Annotated in this window: 23 protein-coding genes and 1 pseudogene; 15 read left to right on the top strand and 9 right to left on the bottom strand. The window is 48.0% G+C overall.

Annotation, left to right across the window (positions count from 1 at the left end; all coding sequences use genetic code 11):
* Together ACOJTG_RS09375 and ACOJTG_RS09370 are read left to right on the top strand one after the other, a co-directional pair.
* Positions 1-248: pseudogene (locus ACOJTG_RS09375) on the top strand (glucosamine-6-phosphate deaminase); the annotation flags it as partial.
* Positions 249-904: 656 nt separating this feature from the next.
* Positions 905-2518 carry a Na+/H+ antiporter gene (locus tag ACOJTG_RS09370; protein ID WP_420153578.1) on the top strand — a complete coding sequence of 538 codons (1614 nt, stop codon included), beginning with the start codon at positions 905-907 and terminating at the stop codon, positions 2516-2518.
* Between the two features lie 96 nt (positions 2519-2614).
* On the opposite strand, the gene ACOJTG_RS09365 is transcribed toward ACOJTG_RS09370, so the two are convergent.
* Positions 2615-3502, bottom strand: coding sequence for a PorP/SprF family type IX secretion system membrane protein (locus tag ACOJTG_RS09365; protein WP_420153577.1), 888 nt, complete (start codon positions 3500-3502; stop codon positions 2615-2617).
* A 197-nt stretch (positions 3503-3699) separates the two neighbouring features.
* On the opposite strand from ACOJTG_RS09365, the gene ACOJTG_RS09360 reads away from it, so the two are divergent.
* From ACOJTG_RS09360 to ACOJTG_RS09325, 8 genes are all read left to right on the top strand, one after another.
* Entirely contained in the window at positions 3700-4407 is a 708-nt protein-coding gene (locus ACOJTG_RS09360) for a head GIN domain-containing protein (protein ID WP_420153576.1), read from the top strand.
* 226 nt (positions 4408-4633) lie between these two features.
* Positions 4634-5623, top strand: coding sequence for a sensor histidine kinase (locus ACOJTG_RS09355; RefSeq protein ID WP_420153575.1), 990 nt, complete (start codon positions 4634-4636; stop codon positions 5621-5623).
* Complete coding sequence (locus ACOJTG_RS09350; protein WP_420153574.1) at positions 5620-6333, top strand: LytR/AlgR family response regulator transcription factor; 714 nt, start codon at positions 5620-5622, stop codon at positions 6331-6333. The genes ACOJTG_RS09355 and ACOJTG_RS09350 overlap by 4 nt, the downstream gene beginning before the upstream one ends.
* A gap of 581 nt (positions 6334-6914) precedes the next feature.
* A complete protein-coding gene (locus ACOJTG_RS09345) occupies positions 6915-7922 on the top strand; it encodes a Kelch repeat-containing protein (RefSeq protein WP_420153573.1) in 1008 nt (335 codons plus the stop codon).
* A 12-nt stretch (positions 7923-7934) separates the two neighbouring features.
* Positions 7935-8249, top strand: coding sequence for a DUF4907 domain-containing protein (locus tag ACOJTG_RS09340; protein ID WP_420153572.1), 315 nt, complete (start codon positions 7935-7937; stop codon positions 8247-8249).
* 59 nt (positions 8250-8308) lie between these two features.
* Positions 8309-9634 carry a DUF4270 family protein gene (locus ACOJTG_RS09335; protein ID WP_420153571.1) on the top strand — a complete coding sequence of 442 codons (1326 nt, stop codon included), beginning with the start codon at positions 8309-8311 and terminating at the stop codon, positions 9632-9634.
* A 174-nt stretch (positions 9635-9808) separates the two neighbouring features.
* Entirely contained in the window at positions 9809-12169 is a 2361-nt protein-coding gene (locus ACOJTG_RS09330; protein ID WP_420153570.1) for a TonB-dependent receptor, read from the top strand.
* A gap of 28 nt (positions 12170-12197) precedes the next feature.
* Entirely contained in the window at positions 12198-13103 is a 906-nt protein-coding gene (locus ACOJTG_RS09325) for a DUF4249 domain-containing protein (RefSeq protein ID WP_420153569.1), read from the top strand.
* Between the two features lie 95 nt (positions 13104-13198).
* On the opposite strand, the gene ACOJTG_RS09320 is transcribed toward ACOJTG_RS09325, so the two are convergent.
* Together ACOJTG_RS09320 and ACOJTG_RS09315 are read right to left on the bottom strand one after the other, a co-directional pair.
* Complete coding sequence (locus tag ACOJTG_RS09320; protein ID WP_420153568.1) at positions 13199-13786, bottom strand: hypothetical protein; 588 nt, start codon at positions 13784-13786, stop codon at positions 13199-13201.
* A 286-nt stretch (positions 13787-14072) separates the two neighbouring features.
* A complete protein-coding gene (locus ACOJTG_RS09315; RefSeq protein WP_420153567.1) occupies positions 14073-15305 on the bottom strand; it encodes a bifunctional 3,4-dihydroxy-2-butanone-4-phosphate synthase/GTP cyclohydrolase II in 1233 nt (410 codons plus the stop codon).
* Positions 15306-15535: 230 nt separating this feature from the next.
* On the opposite strand from ACOJTG_RS09315, the gene ACOJTG_RS09310 reads away from it, so the two are divergent.
* The 4 genes from ACOJTG_RS09310 (at position 15536) to ACOJTG_RS09295 (ending at position 20691) form a co-directional block, all read left to right on the top strand.
* Positions 15536-17527: a T9SS type B sorting domain-containing protein gene (locus ACOJTG_RS09310; RefSeq protein ID WP_420153566.1), complete on the top strand. Its 1992-nt coding sequence runs from the start codon at positions 15536-15538 to the stop codon at positions 17525-17527.
* Between the two features lie 90 nt (positions 17528-17617).
* Positions 17618-17950, top strand: a complete 333-nt coding sequence (locus ACOJTG_RS09305) for a YbaB/EbfC family nucleoid-associated protein (RefSeq protein WP_420153565.1) — start codon at positions 17618-17620, stop codon at positions 17948-17950.
* A 102-nt stretch (positions 17951-18052) separates the two neighbouring features.
* Entirely contained in the window at positions 18053-19066 is a 1014-nt protein-coding gene (locus ACOJTG_RS09300; protein ID WP_420153564.1) for a glycosyltransferase family 2 protein, read from the top strand.
* Between the two features lie 50 nt (positions 19067-19116).
* Positions 19117-20691, top strand: coding sequence for a sensor histidine kinase (locus ACOJTG_RS09295; protein WP_420153563.1), 1575 nt, complete (start codon positions 19117-19119; stop codon positions 20689-20691).
* Positions 20692-20695: 4 nt separating this feature from the next.
* Here the strand turns inward: ACOJTG_RS09295 and yidD are convergent, their stop codons facing one another.
* On the bottom strand, positions 20696-20905 hold the full coding sequence (gene yidD, locus ACOJTG_RS09290; protein ID WP_420153562.1) for a membrane protein insertion efficiency factor YidD: 210 nt from the start codon (positions 20903-20905) through the stop codon (positions 20696-20698).
* 239 nt (positions 20906-21144) lie between these two features.
* Between yidD and glmM the strand changes: the two genes are divergently transcribed.
* Positions 21145-22536, top strand: coding sequence for a phosphoglucosamine mutase (gene glmM, locus ACOJTG_RS09285; RefSeq protein WP_104710035.1), 1392 nt, complete (start codon positions 21145-21147; stop codon positions 22534-22536).
* Between the two features lie 64 nt (positions 22537-22600).
* Here glmM and ACOJTG_RS09280 read toward each other — a convergent pair whose 3' ends face one another.
* From ACOJTG_RS09280 to ACOJTG_RS09260, 5 genes are all read right to left on the bottom strand, one after another.
* The gene (locus ACOJTG_RS09280) at positions 22601-22810 is read right to left on the bottom strand and encodes a hypothetical protein (protein WP_420153561.1); all 210 of its coding nucleotides are present in this window, start codon (positions 22808-22810) and stop codon (positions 22601-22603) included.
* Positions 22811-22814: 4 nt separating this feature from the next.
* The gene (locus ACOJTG_RS09275; RefSeq protein WP_420153560.1) at positions 22815-23498 is read right to left on the bottom strand and encodes an HAD family hydrolase; all 684 of its coding nucleotides are present in this window, start codon (positions 23496-23498) and stop codon (positions 22815-22817) included.
* 95 nt (positions 23499-23593) lie between these two features.
* A complete protein-coding gene (locus ACOJTG_RS09270) occupies positions 23594-24358 on the bottom strand; it encodes an MBL fold metallo-hydrolase (protein ID WP_420153559.1) in 765 nt (254 codons plus the stop codon).
* A gap of 78 nt (positions 24359-24436) precedes the next feature.
* A complete protein-coding gene (locus ACOJTG_RS09265) occupies positions 24437-24820 on the bottom strand; it encodes a response regulator (protein ID WP_094814511.1) in 384 nt (127 codons plus the stop codon).
* A 255-nt stretch (positions 24821-25075) separates the two neighbouring features.
* On the bottom strand, positions 25076-25405 hold the full coding sequence (locus ACOJTG_RS09260; protein WP_420153579.1) for a nucleotide pyrophosphohydrolase: 330 nt from the start codon (positions 25403-25405) through the stop codon (positions 25076-25078).
* Positions 25406-25459: the final 54 nt, after the last annotated feature.

Genomic DNA, 25459 nt, shown 5'->3' with positions numbered 1-25459 from the left:
CCTGGGATGAGTGGGCGATCGATTTAATTGAAATGGCCGTACCCATGTCGCCGGATCAGGTAATGAAAAAGCGTCAGGGAATCTTTAAACACCAGTCCCAAAAAGACGGTGTCGTGTACCAGGGTACCGATTCTCGGGAGTTCTGGCAACGGGCCGAAGAGCGGAATCAGGCCACGGCCAATTTATATAACAAATTAGGCCTTGCCGAGTACGAAGCAGTAGAAGCGTTTGTACGTTGGAAGTTCTAGTTCTAAAATAGATTTTTATCAAAAGTCAACGCGGCGACGCCCTTACGGGTTTCGTCGCGTTTTTTCTTGGTTTGGTCCAAGGTTATGAAACCTATCGGGCGTTTCTCGTGTAAGGTACCTACAGTAGTTTAATTTATGTACCGCCATACACAGCAATCCACTGTAAATTTATGACTGGAATTTTTATTATTGCCGCCGTTTCTTTAGTGATTAGTTACCTGATTTTTCTGACCTGGCTACTAACTAAAACCAAGCGTAAATGCGAATGCCGCGAGTGCAAAACGTCTATCCACGTTGAACGAAATGGGCGTCCGGAACTAGTGAAGAAGTTAGCGGGTTTCTTGCCCTTAAAGTATTACCGGTGTCGGCATTGTTCGAATACTTTCTTTCTTTTTGAGAGTGTACCGGATAATGAACCCGTACGAATGAAAGCACGTCGGTCGAGATCTGCCTCCGTCACCAGTATCTAAAATAGTTCTTGAATACCCCAAAAGCGGCAAGCCTTTCCACCAAAAAGGTTTGCCGCTTTTTCGTAAATACTGTGTAGCTTCCTAATTTACGGGCTAATAGTCAATCGAGGCCGGCTCTTCGACTGTTCTGCCCACTTGTAACTTCCCTAATGGACCTATTGACGGATAATCTAACCGGATGAATGTATGGAAAATATAGAAATCATTGTTTTACTACTCTTTGGGGTTTCGTTTCTGACGGTAGTGAGTGCTCGTAGGAATTTTCCGCTTCCGATTGCTCTGATCATCGTGGGTTTACTGATTAGCTTTATTCCAGGGCTACCCGTCATTATTCTGGATCCTGAACTGGTCTTCTTTGTCTTCCTGCCGCCGCTGCTTTACGAGGCTGCCTGGAAGGCCAGCTGGCACGAATTCAAAGCCAATATTCGACCCATCACCATGGCCGCCGTTGGGCTAGTCGTCTTTACAACCTTGTGCGTTGGCTGGGCCGTTCATAGCCTCATCGATGGCATTAGCTGGGCAGAGGCGTTTTTGCTGGGAGCCATCGTTTCACCGCCCGATGCCGTAGCCGCTACTTCGGTTACGAAAGGATTAGGACTGAGCCCGAGGATTATCAGTATTCTCGAAGGTGAAAGTTTGCTCAATGATGCCAGCGGATTGATTGTGTATCGCTACGCGTTGGCGGCCATTCTTACCGGAGCATTCAATATTTGGGAAGCTGGCTACCAATTCCTGCTGGTGGTTGGTATCGGCGTAGGGGTAGGATTGGGGATTGGCTATACGCTGTACCTGATCCACAAAAATTTCGTCACTGAAGCACTGGCCGATGTAGCTCTTACCTTTTTAACGCCCTTTGCTTCGTATCTATTGGCTGAACACTTTCACGGTTCTGGCGTACTGGCGGTAGTAACTACGGGTTTGTATTTATCGTACCGTTCGGCGGATATGTTCACGACCGATTCGCGGGTACAGACTTATGCCGTGTGGGAATTTGTGGGCTTCATTTTGAATGGATTGATTTTCATTCTGCTCGGATTACAAATGAAAATGGTACTGGCAGACCTGGAATCGTTGACTACGCATGGAATCTGGGTACTGATCGGGTATGGTCTGGTTGTGAGTGTAGTAGTGATTCTGGTGCGATTTATCTGGCTCACGCCCGCTGCTATTTTGCCCCGCCAGCTTTTTAACCGACATAACGAACGCGAACTTTTCGATCGACGTAACCTAGTGGTCATTGGCTGGTCAGGCATGCGGGGGGTCGTATCAATGGCTATTGCTCTATCCATTCCGCTAACCTTACCCAACGGTGACCTGTTTCCCAATCGGAATTTGGTAATTTTTCTGACGTTCTGCGTGATTATCGTAACGCTGGTAGCTCAGGGCCTAACCTTACCCTGGGTAATCCGTAAATTGAAAATGCCCCGATATTCCATATTGGCCGAAGAATACGAAGTACGCAGTCGGGTACTGAGTGCAGTTATGACGCACATTGAGGAAAACATGAGCGACGTGGATGATGTAGTGCTCAAACGTATCAAAAGCAGTTATCAAAATCGGTTTGAACGCTTGCAACATACGGAACTTCCAGTACCTGAGAAGGAGCAGAAATTTGCTGAAACACCAGCTTTACGGATTTTTAACCTGTTTTCCCGGGTACAACTGGAGGTGATCGACGTGGAACGTAGTATTTTGCAGCAACTACACCGCGAGGGTAAAAGCAACGAAGAGGTACTCCGGAAAATCGAATCGGAACTGGATATTGAAGAAACTCGTCTTCAAATTGAATTAGTGAAATAGCGTAAGGGTTCCAATCAATCGCAAACGTAAGAAGCCCGGGTTTTTGCCCAGGCTTCTTACGTTTAAATCCCTCGAAAATTGCTAGTATCCTTGTCTTTAGAAATACCGCATCTGCCCGACTTTTCCCGTTCCATGATCAAGTTCGTACCGTAGGAAAAACTGCCAGATCGTACTTTCCTGCGTACTGAAACTGAAATCGCCGCTGTGAGGAGCGTTAAAATCATAACTGGCTCCCACCCGAAAACGATCGCCCAGTTGTACTTCCGCCGTGCCTAAAATGCCATCTCTGCCGCCGAGGGTCTGGAGTGTACTCTGGTACCAAACGCCAACACCTACGTTTTTGTACCAGAATGTCGCATTGACATCCGCTTTCGTTTGAAAGCCAAGGCCGGGATTCTGGCCCCGTACCAGCGTGGCGGCTTTTAGTTTCCATTCTTCCGTCAGCGAGAATACGTAGCCAGCCGTCAGGAAAATCGGTTTAGCCGTAGAGTAATAGTGCGTTTGATTGACTAAGTTTTGAGCCGACAGACCCACGTAGTACACGGGCGTTTTGTACTGAACCCCTAAACCCAAAGTGAAGGGATACGCATTATTGCCCACAAAATTGTTAGGGAGTACGACTTGCGTAATCCCCATTTGCACGCCCGCCGAAAGAATTTCGTTTTCGGAGATCCGGTGCCGATACGCGGCCGTTCCGTAGAAGCCCACGGAAGCGATCGAATACGGATCACGGAAGGCCTGAAAACCGAGAGCCCAGTTTTCACCCACCGGGCTATCCACCGTGAAATATTGCGAACTATACGTGTTTTGAAACTGTACCGAACGACGTCGGTTGAGAAAGGTCATGCTGGTTACATCACGCGTACCCGCGTACGCTGGATTAATAGCCAGCTGACTGAAGGGATAGCTACTGTAGGTGCCTTCCATCTGGGCCGAAGTCCTCTGACAGACCAGCAGGAAGATCAAAAATAGAAGTGCTCTCATGGTTGGTTAGGTGAGTATAGGAAAGCGAAAGTAAGGAAGGCGAACGGAAAATTCAGAATCGTCTTTCGAAGAAGTAGACAATGCAGGTGTACTTTTCCCCCGTTAATGTACTGAATGTGCGGATTCATCCGAATAAGGTGGTATAAACAGAGCAAGAAGAGAAATTTTACTGCTTCAACGCTCAATCAATTCATGCCATGAAATTGTATGCATTTGTACTGTTTTTGTTTGGAACTACTCTGTTCTCCTGTAGTCGCTGGGAGGACGTTGGCCCTTATGACGAGACGACCGCGGAATACGGCCTAACGAATTTCGATCGCCTTCGGATGGGTAACGCCTTTAAGGTACGAGTCGTACGGGGAAACACGTACCGAATTGTCGCCCGGGGACATCGCAGCGACGTTCAGGATCTGAGCGTGAAGAAGGTGAATGATAATCTGGAGATTAGTTACAACCACTGGAGCCGCAATCGGAAACATCCGATGGAAATCGAAATTACGATGCCGGCCTTGGAAAAAGCGGAATTCTCAGGAGCTGTCAACGCCCGCGTTTGGGGCTTTGAGGACAATGAGGAGCTTGAATTCGAGCTTTCGGGAGCGTCGGAACTAGCCTTTACGGGTCATACCGAACGCCTGCAGGCGGATCTTTCGGGAGCCAGCCGCCTCGATTTGGAAGGTACTACCGAACAACTCGACGTTGAATGCTCCGGAGGCTCTAAACTCCGAGCGTATCAGTACCCCAGCAAACAGGCCAAACTCGACTTATCCGGAGCCAGTGACGCCCAGATTTCGGTAGCGGAACAGCTCATTTGTAAAGCAAGCGGGGCCAGTTCGTTACGTTACCGGGGCAATCCCCGTACTAATCTGGATCTGTCCGGCGGTAGTACGGTTTCGCAGGATAAATAGTCCTTCAAAACAAAAATTTAAAATTTATACGAAGCCTTTGCAACGCCGTACCGACTTCTGCGGTATTGGGTTGCAAAGGCTTCGGCTTTTAAACCGTCGAGAAAACCAGTGTACTCATCGCTGGATTTGGGTTTTCGGCCTCCGAAAACAGGATTATGACAAAATCATTGTTGGTATTGAGGACATGACCGCACCGTTTACGATACGAATTTCAGAAGCCCGCCGAATGCTACTACAACTAGTATTCTGGTGCCTGTTTATATTCTGGCCGCTGATTTTCCGGTCGTCGACCGTTCGTGTACGACGATTTCATCAACCGCCCGACCCGGTGTATATGGTCGCTTTAAATGCACTGGCCGTACTTTTCTTTTACCTCAATACTCGAATTCTGATTCCTCGATTTCTGGAAAAAAAAGGACTGAGTGTCTATTTATTGACAGTGGCGGGGTGTGGACTGGTGATGGTACTGCTTTCCATGCAACTACGCTCGCTGGCATTCAAGGCCGATTTGACGGACGTACGCTTCATCACCGGAACCATCTTTCCGGTACTCTTCATCTTTTCGATTAGTACTACCTATAAAGTTCTGAATGATTTTCATCGACGGCAGCAGCTGGAAAAGGAGCGGGAAAACGAGCGATTGAAGTCCGAACTGAGTTTCCTGCGGTCGCAAATCAGTCCACACTTTCTGTTTAATATTCTCAATAGCATCGTCTCGCTAGCCCGATTCAAGCCCGAATCGGTAGAACCCGCTACGATTCAGCTGGCGGAACTGATGCGATACATGCTGTACGAATCGGACGAAGCCAAAGTGCCGATGGATCAGGAAATCCGGTACCTCCGCAGTTACATCGATCTGCAAACCTTACGACTGGGAAAGAAAGTACAGATTGAACTGGATCTGGGGCCCGTTGCCGGTAATCATTGCATCGAACCGATGTTACTGATTCCCTTCGTGGAAAATGCGTTCAAGCACGGAATCGGCATGATTACCCGCCCAGCCATTCAATTACATCTGCACATTAACGAGCGTACCCTTCATTTTCTGGTAAAAAACAAAGTCAGTATGCAACCCGACGACCCCAAAGATCATCATTCGGGTATAGGGTTGAAAAACGTTGAACGTCGGCTTAATCTGCTGTACCCCAATCATGACCTTCAGATTCGGGAACACGAGGGTTGGTACGAGGTTCAGTTAACCCTTGAATTGTCATGAACAAAATTCGTTGCGTAGCCGTGGACGACGAGCCGCTGGCTCTGGAGTTGCTGGCCGATAACATTCGGAAAGTGCCCTACCTGGAACTGGTTGCCACCTGTGAAGATGCTCTGGAAACGCTGGAAGTACTCCAGAAAGAAGCCATCGATTTGGTGTTTATGGACATTCAGATGCCCGGATTGACGGGTACCCAATTTTTGAAATCCTTGCAACAGCGACCGCAGGTCATTTTCGTAACGGCCTATGAGCAGTACGCCCTGGAAGGTTTCAACCTCAACGTACTGGATTATTTACTCAAACCCGTACCACTGACGCGATTTTTGCAGGCGGCTGAAAAAGCAAAGGATTATTTCGCCCGCACTCCCAGTACAGGGCCGTCGCAGGAGGAACATTTTTTCGTGCACGCGGATTATTCACTGGTGAAAATTCAGATTCCTACTATTCTGTACATTGAAGGACTGAAAGATTACGTGAAGATTCATACCACCGTACACGCCCGTCCGGTTATTACCCGGATGACGCTTAAAAACCTGGAAGAGCTTTTGCCCGCTCCGGCTTTTATGCGGGTACATCGTTCGTACATCGTGGCTACCGAACGGGTGGACGCCATACGTAAACTGAAACTCACCGTTGCCGGAAACAGTATTCCCATGAGTGAACAGTACGTGCCGCAGATCTACGAGACCTTGCAGGTGAACAAACACGAATAGAAAGAAATATTGGTAAGATTCGTTTCAGGTGTACACGATAGGCGGGCAGGAAGCCGTTAGTAATGAAGTTATTTTAGCCGACTTGCAGTTTTTTAGGAAATTCCCTGAAAAATAAAGTGAAAAATCGGAATGAATTCAGGAATTAAATAATTAGGAAATAAGCGGAGAAATACGGCCCTGAATCGTAAAGACTGCGGTTTTTGCCCTTGAAATCAGGATCTTTCGCCAAAAGTACCTGAACCAGGATGCTGAAAAAGCCTCGCGTTTGGTTCAGCTTTTCGACTAGCCATTTTATTTCCTAGAAATAGACCTCTATTTTTGCGTTTTTATTGGGCGGAAAAGCTGGTACGCCAACCGAAACTACCCGAACAAGAATCAGACGTAAGTAGTCATTTTAAATAAGCCCGGATCAGAACATGGAAGGTCATTTTGAATACGGACGATAAACAGACCTCCACGGATTCATTAATCAAACTTTATTCTCATACCGCTAATCATTCATGAAACGGTTTGAATTTTCTATGATGTCTCTTTTTTCAAATCCCACCTCTGTGCGTAGTACTTCTCGCGGATTCCGGTCAATGAACCGTTCCTTAATTGCCATTGCCGGTCTGGCGGTCCTGGGTTTTTCCTGCAAGGATAGTAACAATGATGCAAACGTTATGGGTGACTGGCGGGCTGAATCTCCTTTCGAAGGGGTGGCTCGTAGTCAGGCTGCTAGTTTTGTGGTTGGTACAAAAGCGTATGTAGCTACGGGTTGGGACAGTAATAATAACCGTCTGGCCGATATGTGGGAGTATGATTCGGATCGTAATACTTGGTCGCAGAAGGCCAACTTCCCCGGTGTAGCCCGAACGGGTGCAGCGGGTTTCGCAATCGGTAACAAAGGTTATTTAGGGTTAGGACAACCCCTGGGTGGTCAGTACCTAAAAGATTTTTATTCGTATGATCCCACTACAAATAAGTGGACCAAAATTGAAGATTACGCCGGAACGGGTCGCGTCGGAACGGTATCTTTTGTTATTAACAACAAGGGTTACGTAGGAACGGGCTTTGATGGCAATAATCTGAATGACATTTATTCGTACAGTCCGGCAACGGCTACCTGGACGAAAGAAACCAGCTTTGCCGGTGGAAAGCGTCAGGGAGCCGTAGCAATGGTCATCAATAACATTGCGTATGTAGGAACGGGTACTGCGAACAACCTCAGTCCTCGTGATTGGTGGGCATTCGATCCGAGTACGCAGGTTTGGACGCAAAAGAAGGACTTTACTAACGATCAAGCGGCTATTGCCCGGAGTTATGCCAGTTCCTTTGTAATTAATAATATCGGGTATCTCTTGATGGGTGCTACTACGAGTAATGATACCAAGGTATGGGCCTACGATGCGGCTACCGACTTATGGTCTGAAGTACAAAATTACGGAAGCGATAATAATAAGTATAAAGTTGCTCCTACCGCACGTCAGCAGGCTGTAAGCTTCTCCATTGGAAACCGTGGGTTCATTACGACCGGCGTGGGTGGATCTACTCGCTATGATGACATCTATTCCTTCGATCCTGCCAAGGCTCGCGTATTAGCTGAATAGTACGATTAAGCTATGCGTAACAAACGAATCTGGTGGCTGTTAGTCCTACTCGTCCTGATCGCAGGTGTGTACTATTGGCGAATGACATACGCCTTTGAGGTACGCGTGTTTGAAACTACGAAGGGATGGGGGTATCAGATCGAACAGGGAGGAAAGCCCTTTATTCACCAGCCAATTATTCCGGGTATCGTGGGAGAGCGGGGCTTTGCTACAGCTGAACAAGCTCAAAAGGCGGGAGATTTGGTCCTTGAAAAAATCAAGCATCGGCAATTTCCTCCTTCGCTTACTGCGGAAGAATTAAAAAGCATTGGTGTAGAAATACCTTAAGGAATTAGAACGTGAGCGGGATCAAATGCCCGCTCCCTGTTTATTCGATAAACTATTCAATGAAGAATTGGAAAACCTGGCTTTCGTTGGGCTTTATAGCAAGCGGGCTTTATTCGTTAGGCGGATGCCAGAAGGGAGATCTGACGCTGGGCTCCGAGATCATTCCGAATGAAAACCTGTCCATAACCATGATCGACACGTTTACCGTAAAATTATCTACGGTAGCGGTGAGCGATTCGGCGATTACTTCTGCCGATTCCAGTGCGTACGTAGGTCGCTGGAAAGATGCCAATACGGGTACGCAGGAATTTACCGCGTTTATGAGTCCTACCTATGCGGGTAATACACTGAACACGCGGCTGGGAGCCCGGTACGATTCATTGGTACTGGTATTGCCTTTGTCCTCGTCCTACGGAGATAGTGTGCAAACGTTTAAGATCAGTACGCATCAAACGACTACGCCCTTAGTACAGAGCATTGCTTATTATAATACCAATACGTCGGTCCAGTACCAGTCCAAGCCGCTGGCTCAGGCAAGTTTTGCTCCTGGAAGGGGTACAACGCCTAGCGTCCGTCAGCGTTTTTCGGATACGTTAGGGGTTCAACTGTTTAATGCCTTACAAAGTAATCGGATTAATAACAGCGAGACCTTGCATAATCTACTGCCCGGACTGGCTATCAAAGGATCATCCAAGGGAAATGTGATTGTGGGGCTTAGTATACCCCGCAGCTCTTTGCGAGTGTATTTTCACGATGAAAACATCGTATCTCCCACGGCTGAGTCGGTCGATATCCCCTTTACATTCATGCATTACACTCGCTATGCGAGCGATTTCACTGGAACGCCGCTAGCCAATCTGAAGCAGCCATCTGATGCGGTAAATAGCACCTTGACCGGTAATGTAGCTTATATCATGCAGCATGGTCCGCTACGGACTCGAGTCGAATTTCCTTACTTAAGCGAAACCCTGCAACCGTACAATACATTACTGGGCGTCAACCGTGCTGAACTAATATTCGACCCCATTCGTACGGACGTTCGAGATAATACAAACCCGCCGTCTACGCTGGCCTTGTATAAAACGAATGCCGTGAATGACATTCTAACCAGTCAGCCCGTGGAGAATGTACAAGGTACGGGAGCAGTTGTATCGGCTACGTATGTGGTTGATAATAGTAACTGGCAATTGACGGATCACTATACTTTCAATGTGACCAATTACTTCAATCTGATTTTGAAGAATAAAGTCCAGAATGTACCCCTGATTCTGACACCGCCCGTAGGAGCTCAGCAGTATCTGAACTTCTCGAGAACATCCCTTGGGAATCGAAATTACTCCCCTGATCGGGTAAGGCTTCGGCTATACTTTACGCAATCCAACTAAGAAAATTCCCGGCTTCGGCTGGGGATTTTTGTTTTCCAACGGTGGGACTTATGCTCCGGTTATCACAAAAAGGGCGAATTCAGCCATTTCCCGAGCATCTTTGTAGCGTAAAACAAGCCTTGAATGCAGTTTGTCGTTTTCAAGCCATAAACGACAGGTCTTCAATTCTACCCTATGAAACATTTTCTTCTTATCTGGCTGCTGGGCGTCCTGCTGCTACCGAACGCCCGGGGGCAATCCAATGAAAAAGCTACCATTTCTGGTTACATTAAAGATGCCGCTAACGGCGAAGGACTCATCGGCGTTTCGGTATTTGTGAAAGAAAGGAGTACCGGTACCACTACAAACACCTACGGTTTTTACTCGATTACGCTGCCCAAAGGCAAGTACACGCTGGTCTATACGTACGTTGGTTATCAGCGTCAGGAAAAGCAGGTGGACTTGACCACGCAGGATGTGAAACAGGACCTTGAACTCAAAGATGAAGGCGTGCAGTTGCAGGACGTCGTCATCCGAAGTCAGGGCGAAGACGAGAACGTAAAGTCGGTTGAAATGTCCGTCAATAAAGTGGACATTAAAACGATTCGTCAAATGCCAGCCTTACTCGGTGAAGTTGATCTGGTCCGCAGTATTCAGCTATTGCCCGGCGTATCGACCGTAGGCGAAGGAGCTTCCGGGTTCAACGTACGGGGCGGCGACGTGGGCCAAAACCTGATCCTGCTGGATGAGGCACCCGTTTACAACGCTTCGCATTTATTCGGCTTCTTCTCCGTTTTCAATCCCGATGCGGTTAAAGACGTCAAGCTCGTCAAGGGAGGAATCCCGGCTAATTACGGCGGACGTATTTCTTCCATCCTCGACGTTCGAATGAAGGAAGGAAACTCGAAGAAAGAGGAGATTAATGCCGGTATTGGTTTGATCTTCAGTCGACTTTCGTACGAGCGACCCGTATTTAAGGGCAAAGGTTCATTTATTGTTGCGGGCCGCCGTTCGTACGCGGATGTACTCGCCAAACCGTTCCTGACGGGCGATTTGAAAGGAACTATCTTTAACTTCTACGATCTTACGGCGAAGGCGAACTATCAGATCAACGCCAATAACACGGTGTATTTGTCGGGATATTTCGGACGGGATAATTTTGGGAGTAAACAGTTTGGATTCAACTGGGGCAATGGAACGGTTTCGGGACGGTGGAATCACATCTTCAGCAACCGCCTCTTCCTGAATCTAACGGGCTATTACTCCAATTACAAATACTCCCTCGGTACTGGCGACGATCCCAAAGACGCTTTCCAGTGGGATTCTCAAATTAAAAACCTGAGCGGGAAAGCGGATTTTACGTACTTCCTGACGCCCGACAATCAGATTACGTTTGGGGGGCAGTACATCCACTACACCTCCGCTCCCGGAAAAGCCTTTGGTATTTCAGCGGGTCAGCGGACGGATATTAGTCTGGAAGGACGATACGGGGACAAATCGGCCCTGTACGTTGCTAACGAACAGCGGCTGGGCAGTTGGGTTACGCTACAGTATGGTCTGCGGTATTCCTTATTCCGGAGCTTGGCTCCCGGTGATTTGATTACCTACGAACCCACCGTACCCGGGGAGCGGCTGGAACCACAATTGCCCGGTCGTCGCGTTGAAAGTGGCGTACTGAAAACCTACGGCAATTGGGAACCGCGTTTCTCGGCTAAAATTGAAGTTTCGCCCCGCTCTTCGATTAAGCTGAGTTACAACCGGATGGCTCAGTACCTGCACCTGCTCTCGAATACGGCTGCTTCTTCGCCGCTTGACGTCTGGACCCTATCGTCGAGCAACATCAAGCCCGAATTAGCTGACCAAGTTGCATTAGGCTGGTTCCAGAATTTCAAAAACAACGCCTACGAATTTAGTATTGAAGGCTATTACAAAAACCTGGAAAACCAGATCGACTACGTGCGTCGTTCCGATCTGCTACTCAATCGTTTTCTGGAAGGAGATTTACTCTACGGAAAAGGCCGGGCGTACGGAGCGGAGTTTTACCTGAAGAAAAATCAGGGTAAACTCACGGGCTGGGTCAGTTATACACTGGCCCGTACGGAGCGGCAGGTGGAAGGGATCAACAATAATAACTGGTTTCCGGCCCGCTTCGATAAAACGCACAACCTGACGGCCGTTGGACTTTATCAGCTCAATCAACGATGGTCCTTCTCGGCCAACTTCGCGGCTTCTTCGGGAACACCCGCCACGTATCCAACGGACCGTTTTGAGTTTGATGGTATTGCTGTAGGCGATAACTATTTCGATACCCGTAACGCCAACCGGATTCCCTGGTACCATCGCCTGGATTTAGCGGTAACGCAGAAAATTCGTAAAAAGCTGTTTGGAAAAGGAGAAGCCGAGTGGGTGTACTCGATTTATAACGTGTACGGACGACGAAATCCATTCTCCGTATATGGTCGGCAAAATGGGGACAACAGCTTGCAGACCGAAGCCATTCGATTTGCCGTGCTAGGCTCACTGGTGCCATCGATCACGTACAACGTAAAGTTTTAAACCCATTCGAAGTATTCGCTATAAACGTATGAAATTCTTTCCCTTATACCTTATACTCGCCCTGAGCAGTCTGCTCATGTCCTGCGAGGATGTTATTGACCTGCGTACGCAAACGGGACCCACCCGTCTGGTGGTCGAAGGCTGGATTAACGATGACGCCACGCCACAAACCATTCGGCTGACGCTTTCCCAAAATTACTTTAACAACAACCGGGCTCTTCCCGCGACGGGAGCGATAGTAACCGTTTCCGATGATCTGGGAAAAACCTACCGTTTTGTGGATGAAAAACAGGACGGTAACTACGTCTGGAAACCAGCAGCTTCCGAGAAGATGGGCCGATTGGGCGGAAAATATACCTTGAACATTGCTTACGCCAGCGAAACCTATCAGGCTGAGACGGAAATCAAACGGGTACCGACCATCGATTCGCTGACCTATTACTACGATAATCCGACGTTTGTGGCGGATGACAGTCCGAAAGAAGGGTACGTAGCGGAATTTTACGCCCGCGACTTTACCGGAGCCGGTGATTGTTACTGGATCAAAACTTACAAAAATGGCCAGCGGTACGACCGCTCGGCCCGCGATCTGTCGATTGCCTACGACGCCGGATTTAGTCCCGGAGCGGCTACCGATGGACTTATTTTTCTGTTACCCGTACGGCGTTCGATTAACTCGGACCGGCTCTTCCAGGAAAATGATTCCATTCGGGTAGAGCTGCTTAGTATTACACAGCCTACGTACAGTTTCATCCGGGCGGTACGGGAAGAGTCCAGTAACCAGGGGCTGTTCGCTACGGCCCCGTCAAACGTTCCGACTAATGTTCTGAATACGCGTACGGATGGTCCCAAAGCACTGGGTTGGTTTGGAGCTTCGGCGGTTAGTCGGTTCAGTACGGTATTCCGTAAGGAAAATGCCCGTCCGAAACCTTAAGTTGGTACAGGTATCCGTTGCTACGAAAAGAAAAAGCTTTCCAGTTTCGCTGGAAAGCTTTTTCTTTTGGGTTGGATAGGCGTTTGATGCGAAGACTATTCGGAAAGCGAATTGCAGTACCGGAATAGCTCAACGATGGGTTTTTCTTCATCGTAGCGGTACCATTTAACCCGATTTACAAAAAAGCTAACTTCGTCTTGTTGGTTAGGCAGCGTTTTATAAATCTGCCGGAGTCGGCCTTTGTATTTCACAATCTGTCCGTTGGGATGCTGAAAGTAGTACACATTCTTCTTCTGTTTTTCGTCGTGAAAAGGCACTTTCAGTACTTGCTCGCGACCCAGTAACCGAATCCGCCCATCGACCAGTACTTCAAAAAAGGTCGGCACCAGGCGATCCCGGTGAGCGAATGATTCAACGATAAACGTCCGCATCCGATTGGCTTCTTCGTCGTAGTAATAAAACGAGGCTACTTTCTGAGCGGAAAGAACATTGGTTACGCCATCCATACTAAATTCCAGCAAACCCAGGTCGGTATTGAAGTGTAACTCACCCGTCAGCCACTCACCCGATTGTAGTTCAACTTTACCGGAATACCAGCTGGGCTGTTGCTTGGCAAAAACAGAATGAACATAAAGGCTACAGAACAGAACCAAAGTAAATTTTAATGAGGTAAAGGTTTTCATGGCAATCATTTTTAAGTATTCGGATTGAAGAAAATTTTAACGCGTACTTCAGTGGTTTTACCCAATAATCTTTGTTTTAATTTTGTACTGTTTGAAGTTTTTTTTGAATTAATCTAACAAATGTGTTGAAATATTCTGGCTTATACCAAAGAAATGCCCCGTTTTTTCGCTAAAAATCAGCGATTTAAGGATGAGTCGAAATAAAGAGTAGACCAGGGCCGGAAAGCCATAAAAAAAGCCTTTCCGGTTAGAGAAAGGCTTTTGTAATCCAGTATAAGGATTGAGCTTAAATCAGTGGTTTGAGCCCATTTAGTACGTGTCCCATTTTATCACGTTTCGTCGTGAGATAACGTTCGTTGTAAGGATTGGAAGGAATCTCAATGGGGATGGTTTCTACAATTTCAACGCCGTAACCCGAGAGAGCCGTCCGTTTTTTCGGATTGTTGGACATCAGTCGCAATTTGGTAATACCTAGATCCCGCAGAATCTGAGCCCCGATGCCGTAGTCGCGTTGGTCCATCTGAAAGCCCAGCTCCAGATTGGCTTCTACCGTATCCCGACCCATTTCCTGCAATTTATACGCCCGGAGTTTATTGAGTAGCCCAATGCCGCGTCCTTCCTGGAACATGTAGAGTACTACGCCTTTGCCTTCTTTCTCGACCATTTGCATGGCCCGGTGTAATTGTTCTCCGCAATCACAGCGGCAGGAGCCAAAAATATCGCCCGTTACGCAGGAGCTGTGCACCCGCGTCAGTACGGCTTCGCCTTCTTCCCATTCGCCTTTTACCAGAGCCAGGTGCGTATCACCCGTAGCAACCTGCGTATAAGCAATCAGGCTAAAATGACCCCATTCGGTGGGCATATCGACGCCAATTTCGCGTTTGATTAGCGTTTCGGTTCGCAAACGATAGGCGATCAGGTCTTTGATACTAACCAGCTTCATCCCAAAACGATCGGCAATTTTCCGTAGCTCGGGGAGGCGTGCCATGGTACCGTCTTCGTTCAGAATTTCAATCAGGGTCCCCGAAGGTTGTAATCCCGCCAGTACGGCAAAATCAACGGCTGCTTCGGTATGACCGGGGCGGCGGAGTACGCCTTCAGCTTTAGCTTTCAGGGGGAAGATATGGCCCGGACGACCCAAATCTTCGGGCTTCGTGTCCGGATCTACCAGGGCCCGAATGGTTTTGGCCCGGTCGGAAGCGGAAATACCCGTGGTACAGCCGTTGCCTAGCAAGTCTACGGAGACGGTAAAGGCCGTTTCATGGTTGGACGTATTCTGGCCAACCATCATATCCAGTTGTAATTCCTGACAGCGGGCTTCCGTGAGGGGTACGCAAATCAGCCCGCGGGCCTCCTTAGTCATGAAGTTGATGATCTCGGGCGTGATCAGCTCCGAGGCACAAATCATATCCCCTTCATTTTCACGGTCTTCGTCATCGACGACGACGATAATTTTACCGGCCCGAATGTCTTCAATGGCCTCTTCGATGCTGTCTAATACGATGGGACTTTCTTCCATGGCTGCTTGGCAATGTATGGGGGTCTGTGAAGTCAGAAGTCTATCAAATTCTGTTTGAATTATACGTCTGAGAATCTTTCTTACGTTCTGACCACAGTGAACACCCTTTTTGGGCGTTAGGTTTCTTCGAGAAATGTTAATGAAGTCTCAAAACTACGGTCCTATTTTGGAATGATGGCAGGATTCGTTGAAATTTGACCAATAGCTCATAGGAAAGACCACAATCTTCAATGCGGATACGTATACTTTTACTGCTTTTAGGAATCGTAGGGGAGGGCTGGGCTCAGTGTCCGACCAAACTGGTAAATGGCACGCAAGATTACAAAGGCAGATTACAAGTATCCAGCAGCCAAGGAACTTCCATGATTGCGGAAGGGACTTCGGATCGGATACTGAAAATCTGCAAAGGCACTACGATTCAAGTGGAAGATGTTACCGCCAATAACAACCCGAGTCTTACCGCTTATAATTTCAATTACCAATCAGCAGAAGTAGACTTAAGTGCTCCAATCTTCGACAAGGTGAATAAATCGTATACGTATGAAAAGGCGGGTACGTACGGATTGATTATGGTCGGAAGTGCGTCGGGTACGGGATCGTATGCCTGTCAGACAGTTCAGGTGGTTGATACGCCAACGCCTCAGTTTGATCTGGAAGTTTGCGAAGCCGAAAAAGTCACCTTAGTCGTACCCAAAAATCAAGAAAAAAATCCTTACGATGCATTTACGGTCAATTGGGGCGATGGAAATATTGAGCAAATAAAACAGGAGGATTTACCTTTAAAAAAAGTACACATTTATAAAAATGCAGCGGCCAACATACAGGTATCGCTACAAGGAAGCTATACCGGGGTTGATTGTAAGGGGGAAGAAGTGGGGAAGGTCATCGATCCCGGTAAACTCAATGATTCTCCTACGCCTACCATTACCACATTGGTATTGCTTAATGGTAATGGCGGGGTTAATATACAGTTTGCCGGACCCGTTTCCGGAACACAGGAAATCCTCCAGAAAGAAGCCGGGGGAACGTACCCGAGTACTGGAATTCAGGTACCCGGTGGCATGAATATACAAACCATCACCAACTTAGATCCTAAAAAACAGTACTGTTTTCAGGTACGTTCGTCAGGGGGATGTTCCACCAGTAATACTTCCAACGAAATATGTACCGTACCCATAGCGGTAGTGGATAAAGGCAACTACTTTGAGATTAATTGGCCCGCTTATCCGAAAGAAGCCGCTAAGTTTGAATCGTATACGTTAAAAGTAGGCAGCAAAACATTCACTCCGATTACAGATCGCACAACCACGCAAATTGTCGATAAAGATGTAATCTGTGGAGTCTATTACTGCTACACACTAGAGACGATGGCCAATGGTATTCTGACCGTATCGGGCAATTGCGAAGGCACTTTATCCGGAAATGGTAAATTACCCGACCCGGTTGACCTGGCCTACGTTAGTATTGTTAAGAATGAGGCAGTACTGGACTGGCAACAACCTCCATTGCCCTTGAATTACACCATTTCAAGAGCGGAATTAGGAAAGGGATTCGAAGAAATTCTGGCTGGTAAAACCATGGAAACGCCGTTTTTCGATAAGGAGATCGATCCTTCGCAAAGACCCTACTGTTACCAAATAGCGTATGAGAATGGTTGTCGAACGTGGTCGAAGCCTTCTAATCCAGTCTGTACCATTCATTTGAGTCAGAAGGGCGGAGATATTACTTGGACTAGCAACACTCCTTTTACCCACGCTATTGTTGATTACACCGTTCAGGTTTTGGATGCTCAGGGTAATGTGATCGCTTCTAAGAACGTCGGTAATACAATGAAAGTAAATGTAAGCAGTCTGGGTTTTCCCCTTTCGCCGGATTATCAGTACCGCATTCAGTGTACTTCGGAAATTGGCAATACCAGCTGGTCCAATCCAATCCCCATTCGGGAGCTTTTTCAGGTCTACGTACCCGATGCCTTTACACCCAATGGCGACTCCCAAAATGATGTTTTCCTGCCTAAAGTAGTACACGTCAACGCTCTGAAGTTTACCGTATTTGACCGTTGGGGCAATTCTATTTTTTCCACGGAAGACGAAAGCGAAGGCTGGGATGGGTACATCAACGGCAAACCCGCTCCGCAAGGAAGTTATTCGTACCGCCTCGATGTTCGGAATGAAGTAGGTGATTCGTTCACCAAACGGGGCGTTTTCCGCCTCATTCGTTGACGGTAAAGAGAGCGTTGACAGGCTTGGGCACGATTTTGTACCGTTTTCTCTACCTTTGTAATCAATTATATTCAAACCGAACGACTACACATGTTTGATATGCTAGGCATGATGGGCAAGATGAAAGAAATGCAGGCCCGCATGAAAGACGCTCAGGAAACCCTTCCTTCCATCACCGAAACGGCGGAAGCCGGGGCGGGACTGGTAAAAGCAACCGTGAATGGACGCAAACAACTCGTTCATTTAGAGATTGATCCCGATCTGGTGAAACCCGAAGAAACGGAAATGCTCCGCGACCTGATCGTAGCCGCGACCAATAAAGCCCTCGAAGCCGTAGAAACCCGAGTAGCCGATCACCTCAAACAGGCTACCGATGGTCTATTGCCCAATATTCCGGGTATGGAAGGTTTATTCGGTAAATAAGTCTACTGTATACAAGTCAAGGAAGAGAAAAGACTAGCGAAAGTCTTTTCTCTTTTTATTCTTTCCCCATTCTGTATCCCCTGCCTGGCTGGGCAAACCTTTATGGACCTTCTGGCCATTGTTATCCTGAATTACAACGGGAAATCTTACCTGGAGAAATTTCTTCCTACGGTGCTCGCCTATGCGGATGGTCATGCCGTGTACGTTGCTGATAATGCCTCGACGGACGATTCCGTAGCCTGGTTACAAACGCATTTTCCTGAAGTACGGCTCATTCGTAATAGCAAGAATTACGGCTTTGCGGGTGGGTACAACGAAGCCCTCCGGCAGATTTCGGCTCAGTACTTCTGCCTGCTTAATTCTGACGTAGAAGTTACGTCGGGCTGGCTGGTAGCACCTTTACGTCTCTTGCAGCAACAGCCGCAAATTGCGGCCGTACAGCCCAAGATTCGCGATTACAACTACCGGGAGCATTTTGAGCACGGGGGCGGCGTCGGCGGACACCTGGATTTTCTGGGTTATCCTTTTACCCGGGGCCGTTTATTCGAAACGCGTGAACGCGATCAGGGCCAGTACGATACCGATGAACCCTGTTTCTGGGCTTGTGGAGCCTGTATGTTCGTACGAGCTGCGGTGTATCAGGAATTAGGAGGATTCGATGCCGATTTCTTCGCCCACATGGAAGAAATCGACCTGTGCTGGCGAATGCAATTGGCCGGGCATCAGGTTTGGGCTACGGCGGGTTCGACGGTGTACCACGTTGGTGGTGGTACGCTGGATTATCTGAATCCCCGTAAAACCTTTCTCAATTTCCGGAATAGTCTGGCGATGTTATACAAAAACCGACCCGCCCGGAATCTGTACGGTATCATCCTCCTACGACTGGTACTCGATGGCTTAGCGGGTGTTCGCTACCTGTTGAGTGGGCATTTTGCCTTATGTTGGGCGATTGTACGAGCCCACTTTGCTTTTTACGGACAGGGACGAAGCTGGTACCGCAAACGCCGGGCTCTCGATGCATTACGGAAACAGAATAAGCCCGTACTCCTGTATGAGAAGAGTATTATAAAGGCATACTTTTTTCAAAGGATAAGGAAATATTCAGAGCTTTCGTAAAAAGTAGCCGTTACGGACGCTGAAAGCCTCTGGGTTCTTCTCAACAGTCCATGGATAGCGAATCGGCTCTATATCAGTATCCCGCCGAGTTTCCCGAGCAAATTCAGATGCTGGAGAAACTGGACCTGCTGTTTCCCGATATCGTTCATGTACAGGACCTTACCACGCAACAGATCATTTACATCAATGATCGATTTACGGAATTACTCGGCTACAGTAAGAAAGACCTCGCCGACCGGGGAGGGAATTTGCACGCGGTTATTTTATCGGAAAGTCTCTTTAATCAGCGGGCCGCCCGGATCGAAGAACTGATTACGCGGCAAAAGCAATTTGTGGAGTACGAAACGCTGGTGCTGCACAAAAATCAGACGGAACGGCTATTCCGAACCCGCGTGGCTGTTTTTCGGAGTGATGCGGAAGGCAATCCCCTGGAGACGATTAGTGTTTCGCAGGATATTACGGAATCGCACCTGAACTACACCCGGTTGCTCCAGCAACAGGAAATGCATCGCATTACCGAGCAGGCTTTTCACTTTGGCAGTTGGGAAAAGAATCTGACGACGGGGGAGTTGATCTGTTCCGATGGTCTGTATGAAGTAATGGGTCATACCCGCGAAACCTTTCGGAAAGATTGTGCCGATTACACCTCATTCTTTACGTTTCTGGATCATCGCGACGATGAGTTAGTCGTACGTACGGTTCAGGAAGCCATCGATACGCGGCAAGCATTCCGCCTCGAACATCGGGTCATGACGCAGGAAGGCCAGGAAAAGGTACTGATGGTGGTAGGACGCCCCGTGGTCAATGAAAAAGGAAAGGTAACCCATCTGGTTGGGAGCATTGCCGATATTACGTTACTGCGGCAGTACGAATCAGCCTTGCGACAGAAAATTGAGGAATTACAGCGATCGAATGGTGAGCTGGAACAATTCGCTTACGCGGCCTCCCATGACCTTCAGGAACCGCTACGGAAGATTTCGGCGTTCATCTCCCGCCTGAAACAGCGACTGGGCACCCAAGAGGACGAAGAAGTAGAAAATTACATGCGGCGTACGCTTCAGGCCATTGACCGCATGCGGAGTCTGATTGATGCCCTGCTGATTCTGTCCCGGGTAACAAGACAGGGGAAAAGTCGCGAAATTGTACCGCTCAATCCCATCGTGGAGGAAATCCTGGAGGACTTCGATGCTCAGATTGCTGAAAAAGGAGCGATCATCGAATGGGATGAACTCCCTGAAATTTACGGTGTGCCCGTACAAATGCGGCAGTTGTTTTCCAATCTGATTGGCAATTCGCTCAAGTTTACCGATACGATGCGGCCACCGATCATTCGGATTGCTGCTCAGTCGTTATCGCTTACGCAGGTCCGGCAAAAGGGATTGTCTACGGCCCGTAAATGGGTTGAGATTACTTTACAGGATAACGGAATTGGTTTTGACCCTGAATACAAAGAACGAATTTTCCAGGTTTTTCAGCGGCTCAACGGTCGCTCCGAATTCGAAGGAACCGGTATCGGCCTCGCTTTGTGCAAGAAAATTGTGGAGCATGAGGGAGGCATAATCCTGGCGGACAGTAAACCCGGAGAGGGGGCCCGCTTTACGTTTTGTCTTCCCAGTGCTTCCTAAGCGATCACGGTACTGGATCATGTCCATGCCCGCCCCAGGGATGACAGCGGGAGATTCGCCGCAGGGCCAGCCAGCCACCCTTCCAGGGACCATGTTTCTCAATGGCCTGAATGGCGTACTGTGAGCAGGTCGGCGTATACCGACACGAGTTGCCCAGGTACGGCGAAAGTGCTCCCTGGTAAATCCGGATCAAAACGATAAAAAAACTTCGCATCAATTTTATTTACTAAAATAATCCCGGATTTGTGAATTAATCCGCCGGATGAAGAATAGTTTTACAGACGCCACGGAGTAATTTAGGTCGTAGAAATTCGTCCACTTACGTAATACGAAAAGGCACAAATCCGTTCGATTTATAATTGGATTCTATCGTAAAAAATGGCTAGCAGAAGGAATTAATTTGTTACTTTTGCTTTATATCCCCAACAGTTCTTCCTCAAAATTGAGAGCATCGTGACGTTGATTAAATCTATCTCCGGAATCCGGGGAACCATTGGTGGAAACGTGGGTGAATCCCTTACTCCCGTTGACATTGTTAAGTTTTCCGCCGCTTTCGGAACTTGGCTTAAGCGTAAATTTCCTGAAAATCACAAGATTGTCATTGGTCGGGACGCTCGTCTTTCCGGAGAAATGGCAGTTCGTTTAGTATCAGCTACTTTACAGGGACTTGGTTTACACGTAGTCGACTTAGGTTTATCCACCACACCCACCGTTGAAATAGCAGTTCCTATGGAATCTGCTGCCGGTGGAATTATTCTTACTGCCAGTCATAACCCCATTCAGTGGAATGCGTTAAAATTACTCAATGCAAAGGGTGAATTTATTTCTGCCGAAGAAGGTGCTGAAGTATTAGCATTGGCCGAAGCAGAAACATTTTCTTTTGTAGAAGTAAAAAAACTAGGTAGCTATCGCGTCGATGATTCCTACCTGAAAAAACACATTGACGCCATTCTGGCTCTGCCGCTGGTAGACAAGGCGGCGATCGAAGCTGCTGATTTCAGCATTGCCGTTGATGCAGTAAACTCCTCGGGAGGAATTGCCGTACCTCTACTGCTGGAAGCCTTGGGTGTTAAGGATATTCTTAAACTTCACTGCGAACCTACGGGTTACTTTGCTCACAACCCTGAGCCCTTGCCCGAACACTTGACGGATATCCGGAAGGAAATGCGGACGGGCAAATACGATTTGGGTGTTGTCGTTGATCCAGACGTAGATCGGTTAGCGTTCGTAGCAGAAGATGGCGAGCCTTTCGGTGAAGAATATACCCTGGTAGCCGTCGCTGATTATATCCTGAAAAACCAAGTCGGTAATACCGTTTCCAATCTTTCTTCAACTATTGCTCTTCGGGACGTAACCCAAAAAGCTGGTGGTACCCACTATTCGGCGGCGGTTGGCGAAGTGAACGTAGTAACGAAAATGAAGGAAGTCGGAGCAGTAATTGGGGGCGAAGGCAATGGTGGTATTATCTATCCCGAGTTGCATTACGGTCGTGATGCCCTGGTTGGTATCGCTCTATTCCTGACCCACCTGGCCAAATTCGGCAAGTCTGTATCCATTCTGCGTCGGGCGTATCCGAACTATTACATCTCGAAAAATAAGATTGAATTAACGCCCGAGCTAAACGTAGACGTAGTACTGGAGCGAATTCAGCAGAAGTACACCCGTCAGCCCATCAATACGGAAGACGGTGTGAAAATTGAATTCGGTAACGAATGGGTGCATCTTCGCAAGTCGAATACCGAGCCCATTATCCGCATTTATTCGGAATCTGACTTTATGACCAAGGCCGAAAACCTGGCCAAGAAGATCATTCAGGATATTAAAGAAGTGGTAGCTACGCTGTAAATCGCGGGCGTTAATTACTTGCCAGTAGAAAGGGACGATGCTTACTAAGCATCGTCCCTTGTATTTACAGACCAATTTCGTCCGACAGACCAAACTCCCGGGCCCTGGTCTGAAGCGTTTGTAAAAACTCAGTATAACTGAAAATCCGGCCTTCGATGTAATCCCGCTCGGCCGGATCGCAGAAGGCTAGCCGACCCTGTAGCTCGTGAATGCCGCTGTGCACGGTGATGAGTACATCATGAATGAATGCCAGATACGTCTGAGAAGGCTTCATAGGGTCAGTGAGCGAGTACAAATTCAAACTGTTCCCAGTTAATTTCCCGGAAGTCGGCAATGACCGCACTGGTGAGTGGAGCCAGTTCGTCCTTGCTGTGGCTGGTCGAAACGCCCACTACTTTCATTCCCGCCGCTTTTCCGGCCTGAATGCCCAGTAAGGCATCTTCAAATACGACACAATTACTCGGGTGAACCTCCAGTAACTCGGCGGCTTTCAGATAAATGTCTGGAGCCGGCTTGCCCTTCTGTACCATCGATGCATCCACTACTACATCAAAAAGCGGACGAAGGCCCGTGCCGTCCAGCGTAAACTGGACATTTTCGATGGGAGCTGACGTAGCTACGGCACATTTTACACCGTATTCATGAAGAATATTTAGAAAGCTAATAAGGCCTTCGGCTGGTTCAAGTAGCGGCCCGTAATTAGTCCGGTACATTTCTTCCTTCTCATCGGACATCTGCCGTAATTCTTCCGGCGAGGGGTCGCGGCCGAGCAAATATGCGAACGAATCAAAGGAATTTTTGCCGTTCAGGCTGGTATAATACATTTCTCGGCTGAAGGGAAATCCGTGGTTTTCGCAGAACAAACGCCAGGCTGTTTCATGGTAGGCCATATTATCCACGATGACGCCATCCATATCAAATAAAGCAGCCCGTAAGGTTGGATCAGGTTGTTGAATACTCATACAAACAGAATTTTTTGACAAAAACGGCAAAAAAGTAGTACCAACCAAGCAGTCGAACCGCTGGAGAAAGCGTTTTCCAGATCCGGTAAAAGTTCTTAAAGGATGATTTTCAGACCGTCATAGGCCAGATGCACGTGCGGAGGTAATTCGGCTTCGACCTGGGCATGCAACCCCATCGAATGGCTGATGTGCGTAAGATAGGCGACATGTGGCTGTAGCTTTTCAATGATCTCCAGGGCTTCCGGCAGAACAAAGTGGGAGAGGTGTCGGGGCCCTTTGTGCAGGGCATTGATCACTAGTACCTTGCTGTTGCGAAGCTTTTCCAGCTCCGGTTCAGCAATGAAATTTGCATCCGTGATGTAGGAAAAATCCCCGATCCGGTAACCGAACACCGGTAATTTGTGATGCATCACCTCGATGGGTGTCAGTTGCAAACCCAGAATCTCAAAAGGTTTGTTTTCAACCGGATGCAATTGTAAGCGGGGTGTACCGGGGTATTTATTCTCGGCGAAGGCGTATGCAAACTCTACTTTGATTTGCTCCAATACAGAAGCCTGCCCGTACAGCGGAATGTCGGAATTTTGCCGAAAATTGAAGGGTCGTACGTCGTCCAGACCCGCCGTATGGTCTTTATGAGCATGGGTGAAGACAACGGCATCCAAATGCATGATACGTTCACGGAGGGCCTGCGTACGGAAATCCGGGCCGGTATCAATAACCAGACTACGGCCGTCGACTTCCACGTGCATGGAAACCCGAAGGCGTTTATCCCGAAAATCAAGCGAACGGCAAACCGGACAGTCACAGCCAATGACCGGAACGCCCTGCGAAGTACCCGTACCGAGAAAAGTTACCTGCATACCCAATAAAGTTGAACAGAAGGAAATACAGGATTCCCTTCCGTTCAAAAACGATGTCAGCCAATCACGCTAAAAAAATTATACTTCTCCGCCGGTAAACTCGCGAACTTTAGCAACGAGGGCATCAAAGTTGAGGGGCTTAATCAAAATATCGTTGAAGCCAGCAGACTTAAACTCTTCCGGAGAGTAGTTACGGGCATTGCCGGTGATGGCCACCAGCGGGGTTTGTGCCTTTTGGGCATCGGGTAGTTGGCGAATCTGACGGGCACACTCCATGCCGTCCATTACGGGCATGTTGATGTCCAGCAGAACAATGTCAAAAGATTCTTTATCAAGCAATTGCAATACCTGCTCCCCATTTTTAACGGAAGTGATTTCAAAGTTCTGGAATTCCAGAATTTTCTTAGCGAGGTTTTGAATGACGGAGCTATCTTCAGCAATCAGGACGCGTTTGAAGGCCATTGTCGGAAAAATTGGGTTTCTATACGAATTGATAAAGCGAAATAACGGTTAATTCCGGTACAAGCTTAAGAAATCCTTAAGGAATTATCCTGTACTGTATGTCGCTCTCCGAATCGATCTGGGATAAAGAGGTGACAGACAATGGCTTGTCCGCTACAGGGAACGCTGAAACGTACGAAAAAAATCATTCATTGGTACCCGCGTTCTTTCTCATAGGACTTCTTCATGGGAATGATACCCTAGAAAAGCGGAAATCTATTCCTGTAACTTTGGATTATTGAGGTGACGGGTCGCATCGCGGATGTTCTTCTTATCGAGGTTTTTCTCGAAAGACTCCGTTAGGTTTACCCCCGTCTGATTTGCCAAGCAAATCACCAGCCAGAGTACATCGGCCAGTTCGTCGCCCAGGTCTTTGTTTTTGTCGGACTCCTTCTCGGATTGTTCTCCGTACCGGCGGGCCATGATTCGGGCGACTTCACCTACTTCTTCCATCAACAGAGCCGTGTTGGTCAGTTCGTTAAAGTAGCGTACCCCCACGGTGGTGATCCACTGATCTACGGTTTTTTGGGCTTCTTCCAGCGTCATGGACTTAAATGCGGTTTTTAGAATCAATAAGGATGGTGACGGGGCCGTCGTTGA

This window comes from Siphonobacter sp., assembly GCF_048595215.1.
Taxonomy (GTDB): domain Bacteria; phylum Bacteroidota; class Bacteroidia; order Cytophagales; family Spirosomataceae; genus Siphonobacter.
Note: the sequence above shows the minus strand (reverse complement) of the source record. Positions and strands in the feature narration are given on the sequence as shown.

Excerpts from the sequence above, each read along its gene's own strand:
- ACOJTG_RS09280 (WP_420153561.1), bottom strand. The coding sequence starts at position 22,810 with ATGAAGCCTTCTCAGACGTATCTGGCATTCATTCATGATGTACTCATC.
- ACOJTG_RS09315 (WP_420153567.1), bottom strand. The coding sequence starts at position 15,305 with ATGGAAGAAAGTCCCATCGTATTAGACAGCATCGAAGAGGCCATTGAA.
- ACOJTG_RS09325 (WP_420153569.1), top strand. The coding sequence starts at position 12,198 with ATGAAATTCTTTCCCTTATACCTTATACTCGCCCTGAGCAGTCTGCTC.
- ACOJTG_RS09300 (WP_420153564.1), top strand. The coding sequence starts at position 18,053 with ATGGACCTTCTGGCCATTGTTATCCTGAATTACAACGGGAAATCTTAC.
- ACOJTG_RS09330 (WP_420153570.1), top strand. The coding sequence starts at position 9,809 with ATGAAACATTTTCTTCTTATCTGGCTGCTGGGCGTCCTGCTGCTACCG.
- ACOJTG_RS09320 (WP_420153568.1), bottom strand. The coding sequence starts at position 13,786 with ATGAAAACCTTTACCTCATTAAAATTTACTTTGGTTCTGTTCTGTAGC.
- ACOJTG_RS09260 (WP_420153579.1), bottom strand. The coding sequence starts at position 25,405 with ATGACGCTGGAAGAAGCCCAAAAAACCGTAGATCAGTGGATCACCACC.
- ACOJTG_RS09340 (WP_420153572.1), top strand. The coding sequence starts at position 7,935 with ATGCGTAACAAACGAATCTGGTGGCTGTTAGTCCTACTCGTCCTGATC.
- ACOJTG_RS09275 (WP_420153560.1), bottom strand. The coding sequence starts at position 23,498 with ATGAGTATTCAACAACCTGATCCAACCTTACGGGCTGCTTTATTTGAT.
- ACOJTG_RS09345 (WP_420153573.1), top strand. The coding sequence starts at position 6,915 with ATGAACCGTTCCTTAATTGCCATTGCCGGTCTGGCGGTCCTGGGTTTT.
- yidD (WP_420153562.1), bottom strand. The coding sequence starts at position 20,905 with ATGCGAAGTTTTTTTATCGTTTTGATCCGGATTTACCAGGGAGCACTT.
- ACOJTG_RS09265 (WP_094814511.1), bottom strand. The coding sequence starts at position 24,820 with ATGGCCTTCAAACGCGTCCTGATTGCTGAAGATAGCTCCGTCATTCAA.
- ACOJTG_RS09355 (WP_420153575.1), top strand. The coding sequence starts at position 4,634 with ATGCTACTACAACTAGTATTCTGGTGCCTGTTTATATTCTGGCCGCTG.
- ACOJTG_RS09370 (WP_420153578.1), top strand. The coding sequence starts at position 905 with ATGGAAAATATAGAAATCATTGTTTTACTACTCTTTGGGGTTTCGTTT.
- ACOJTG_RS09295 (WP_420153563.1), top strand. The coding sequence starts at position 19,117 with ATGGATAGCGAATCGGCTCTATATCAGTATCCCGCCGAGTTTCCCGAG.
- ACOJTG_RS09310 (WP_420153566.1), top strand. The coding sequence starts at position 15,536 with ATGCGGATACGTATACTTTTACTGCTTTTAGGAATCGTAGGGGAGGGC.
- ACOJTG_RS09270 (WP_420153559.1), bottom strand. The coding sequence starts at position 24,358 with ATGCAGGTAACTTTTCTCGGTACGGGTACTTCGCAGGGCGTTCCGGTC.
- ACOJTG_RS09360 (WP_420153576.1), top strand. The coding sequence starts at position 3,700 with ATGAAATTGTATGCATTTGTACTGTTTTTGTTTGGAACTACTCTGTTC.
- ACOJTG_RS09305 (WP_420153565.1), top strand. The coding sequence starts at position 17,618 with ATGTTTGATATGCTAGGCATGATGGGCAAGATGAAAGAAATGCAGGCC.
- ACOJTG_RS09365 (WP_420153577.1), bottom strand. The coding sequence starts at position 3,502 with ATGAGAGCACTTCTATTTTTGATCTTCCTGCTGGTCTGTCAGAGGACT.
- ACOJTG_RS09350 (WP_420153574.1), top strand. The coding sequence starts at position 5,620 with ATGAACAAAATTCGTTGCGTAGCCGTGGACGACGAGCCGCTGGCTCTG.
- ACOJTG_RS09335 (WP_420153571.1), top strand. The coding sequence starts at position 8,309 with ATGAAGAATTGGAAAACCTGGCTTTCGTTGGGCTTTATAGCAAGCGGG.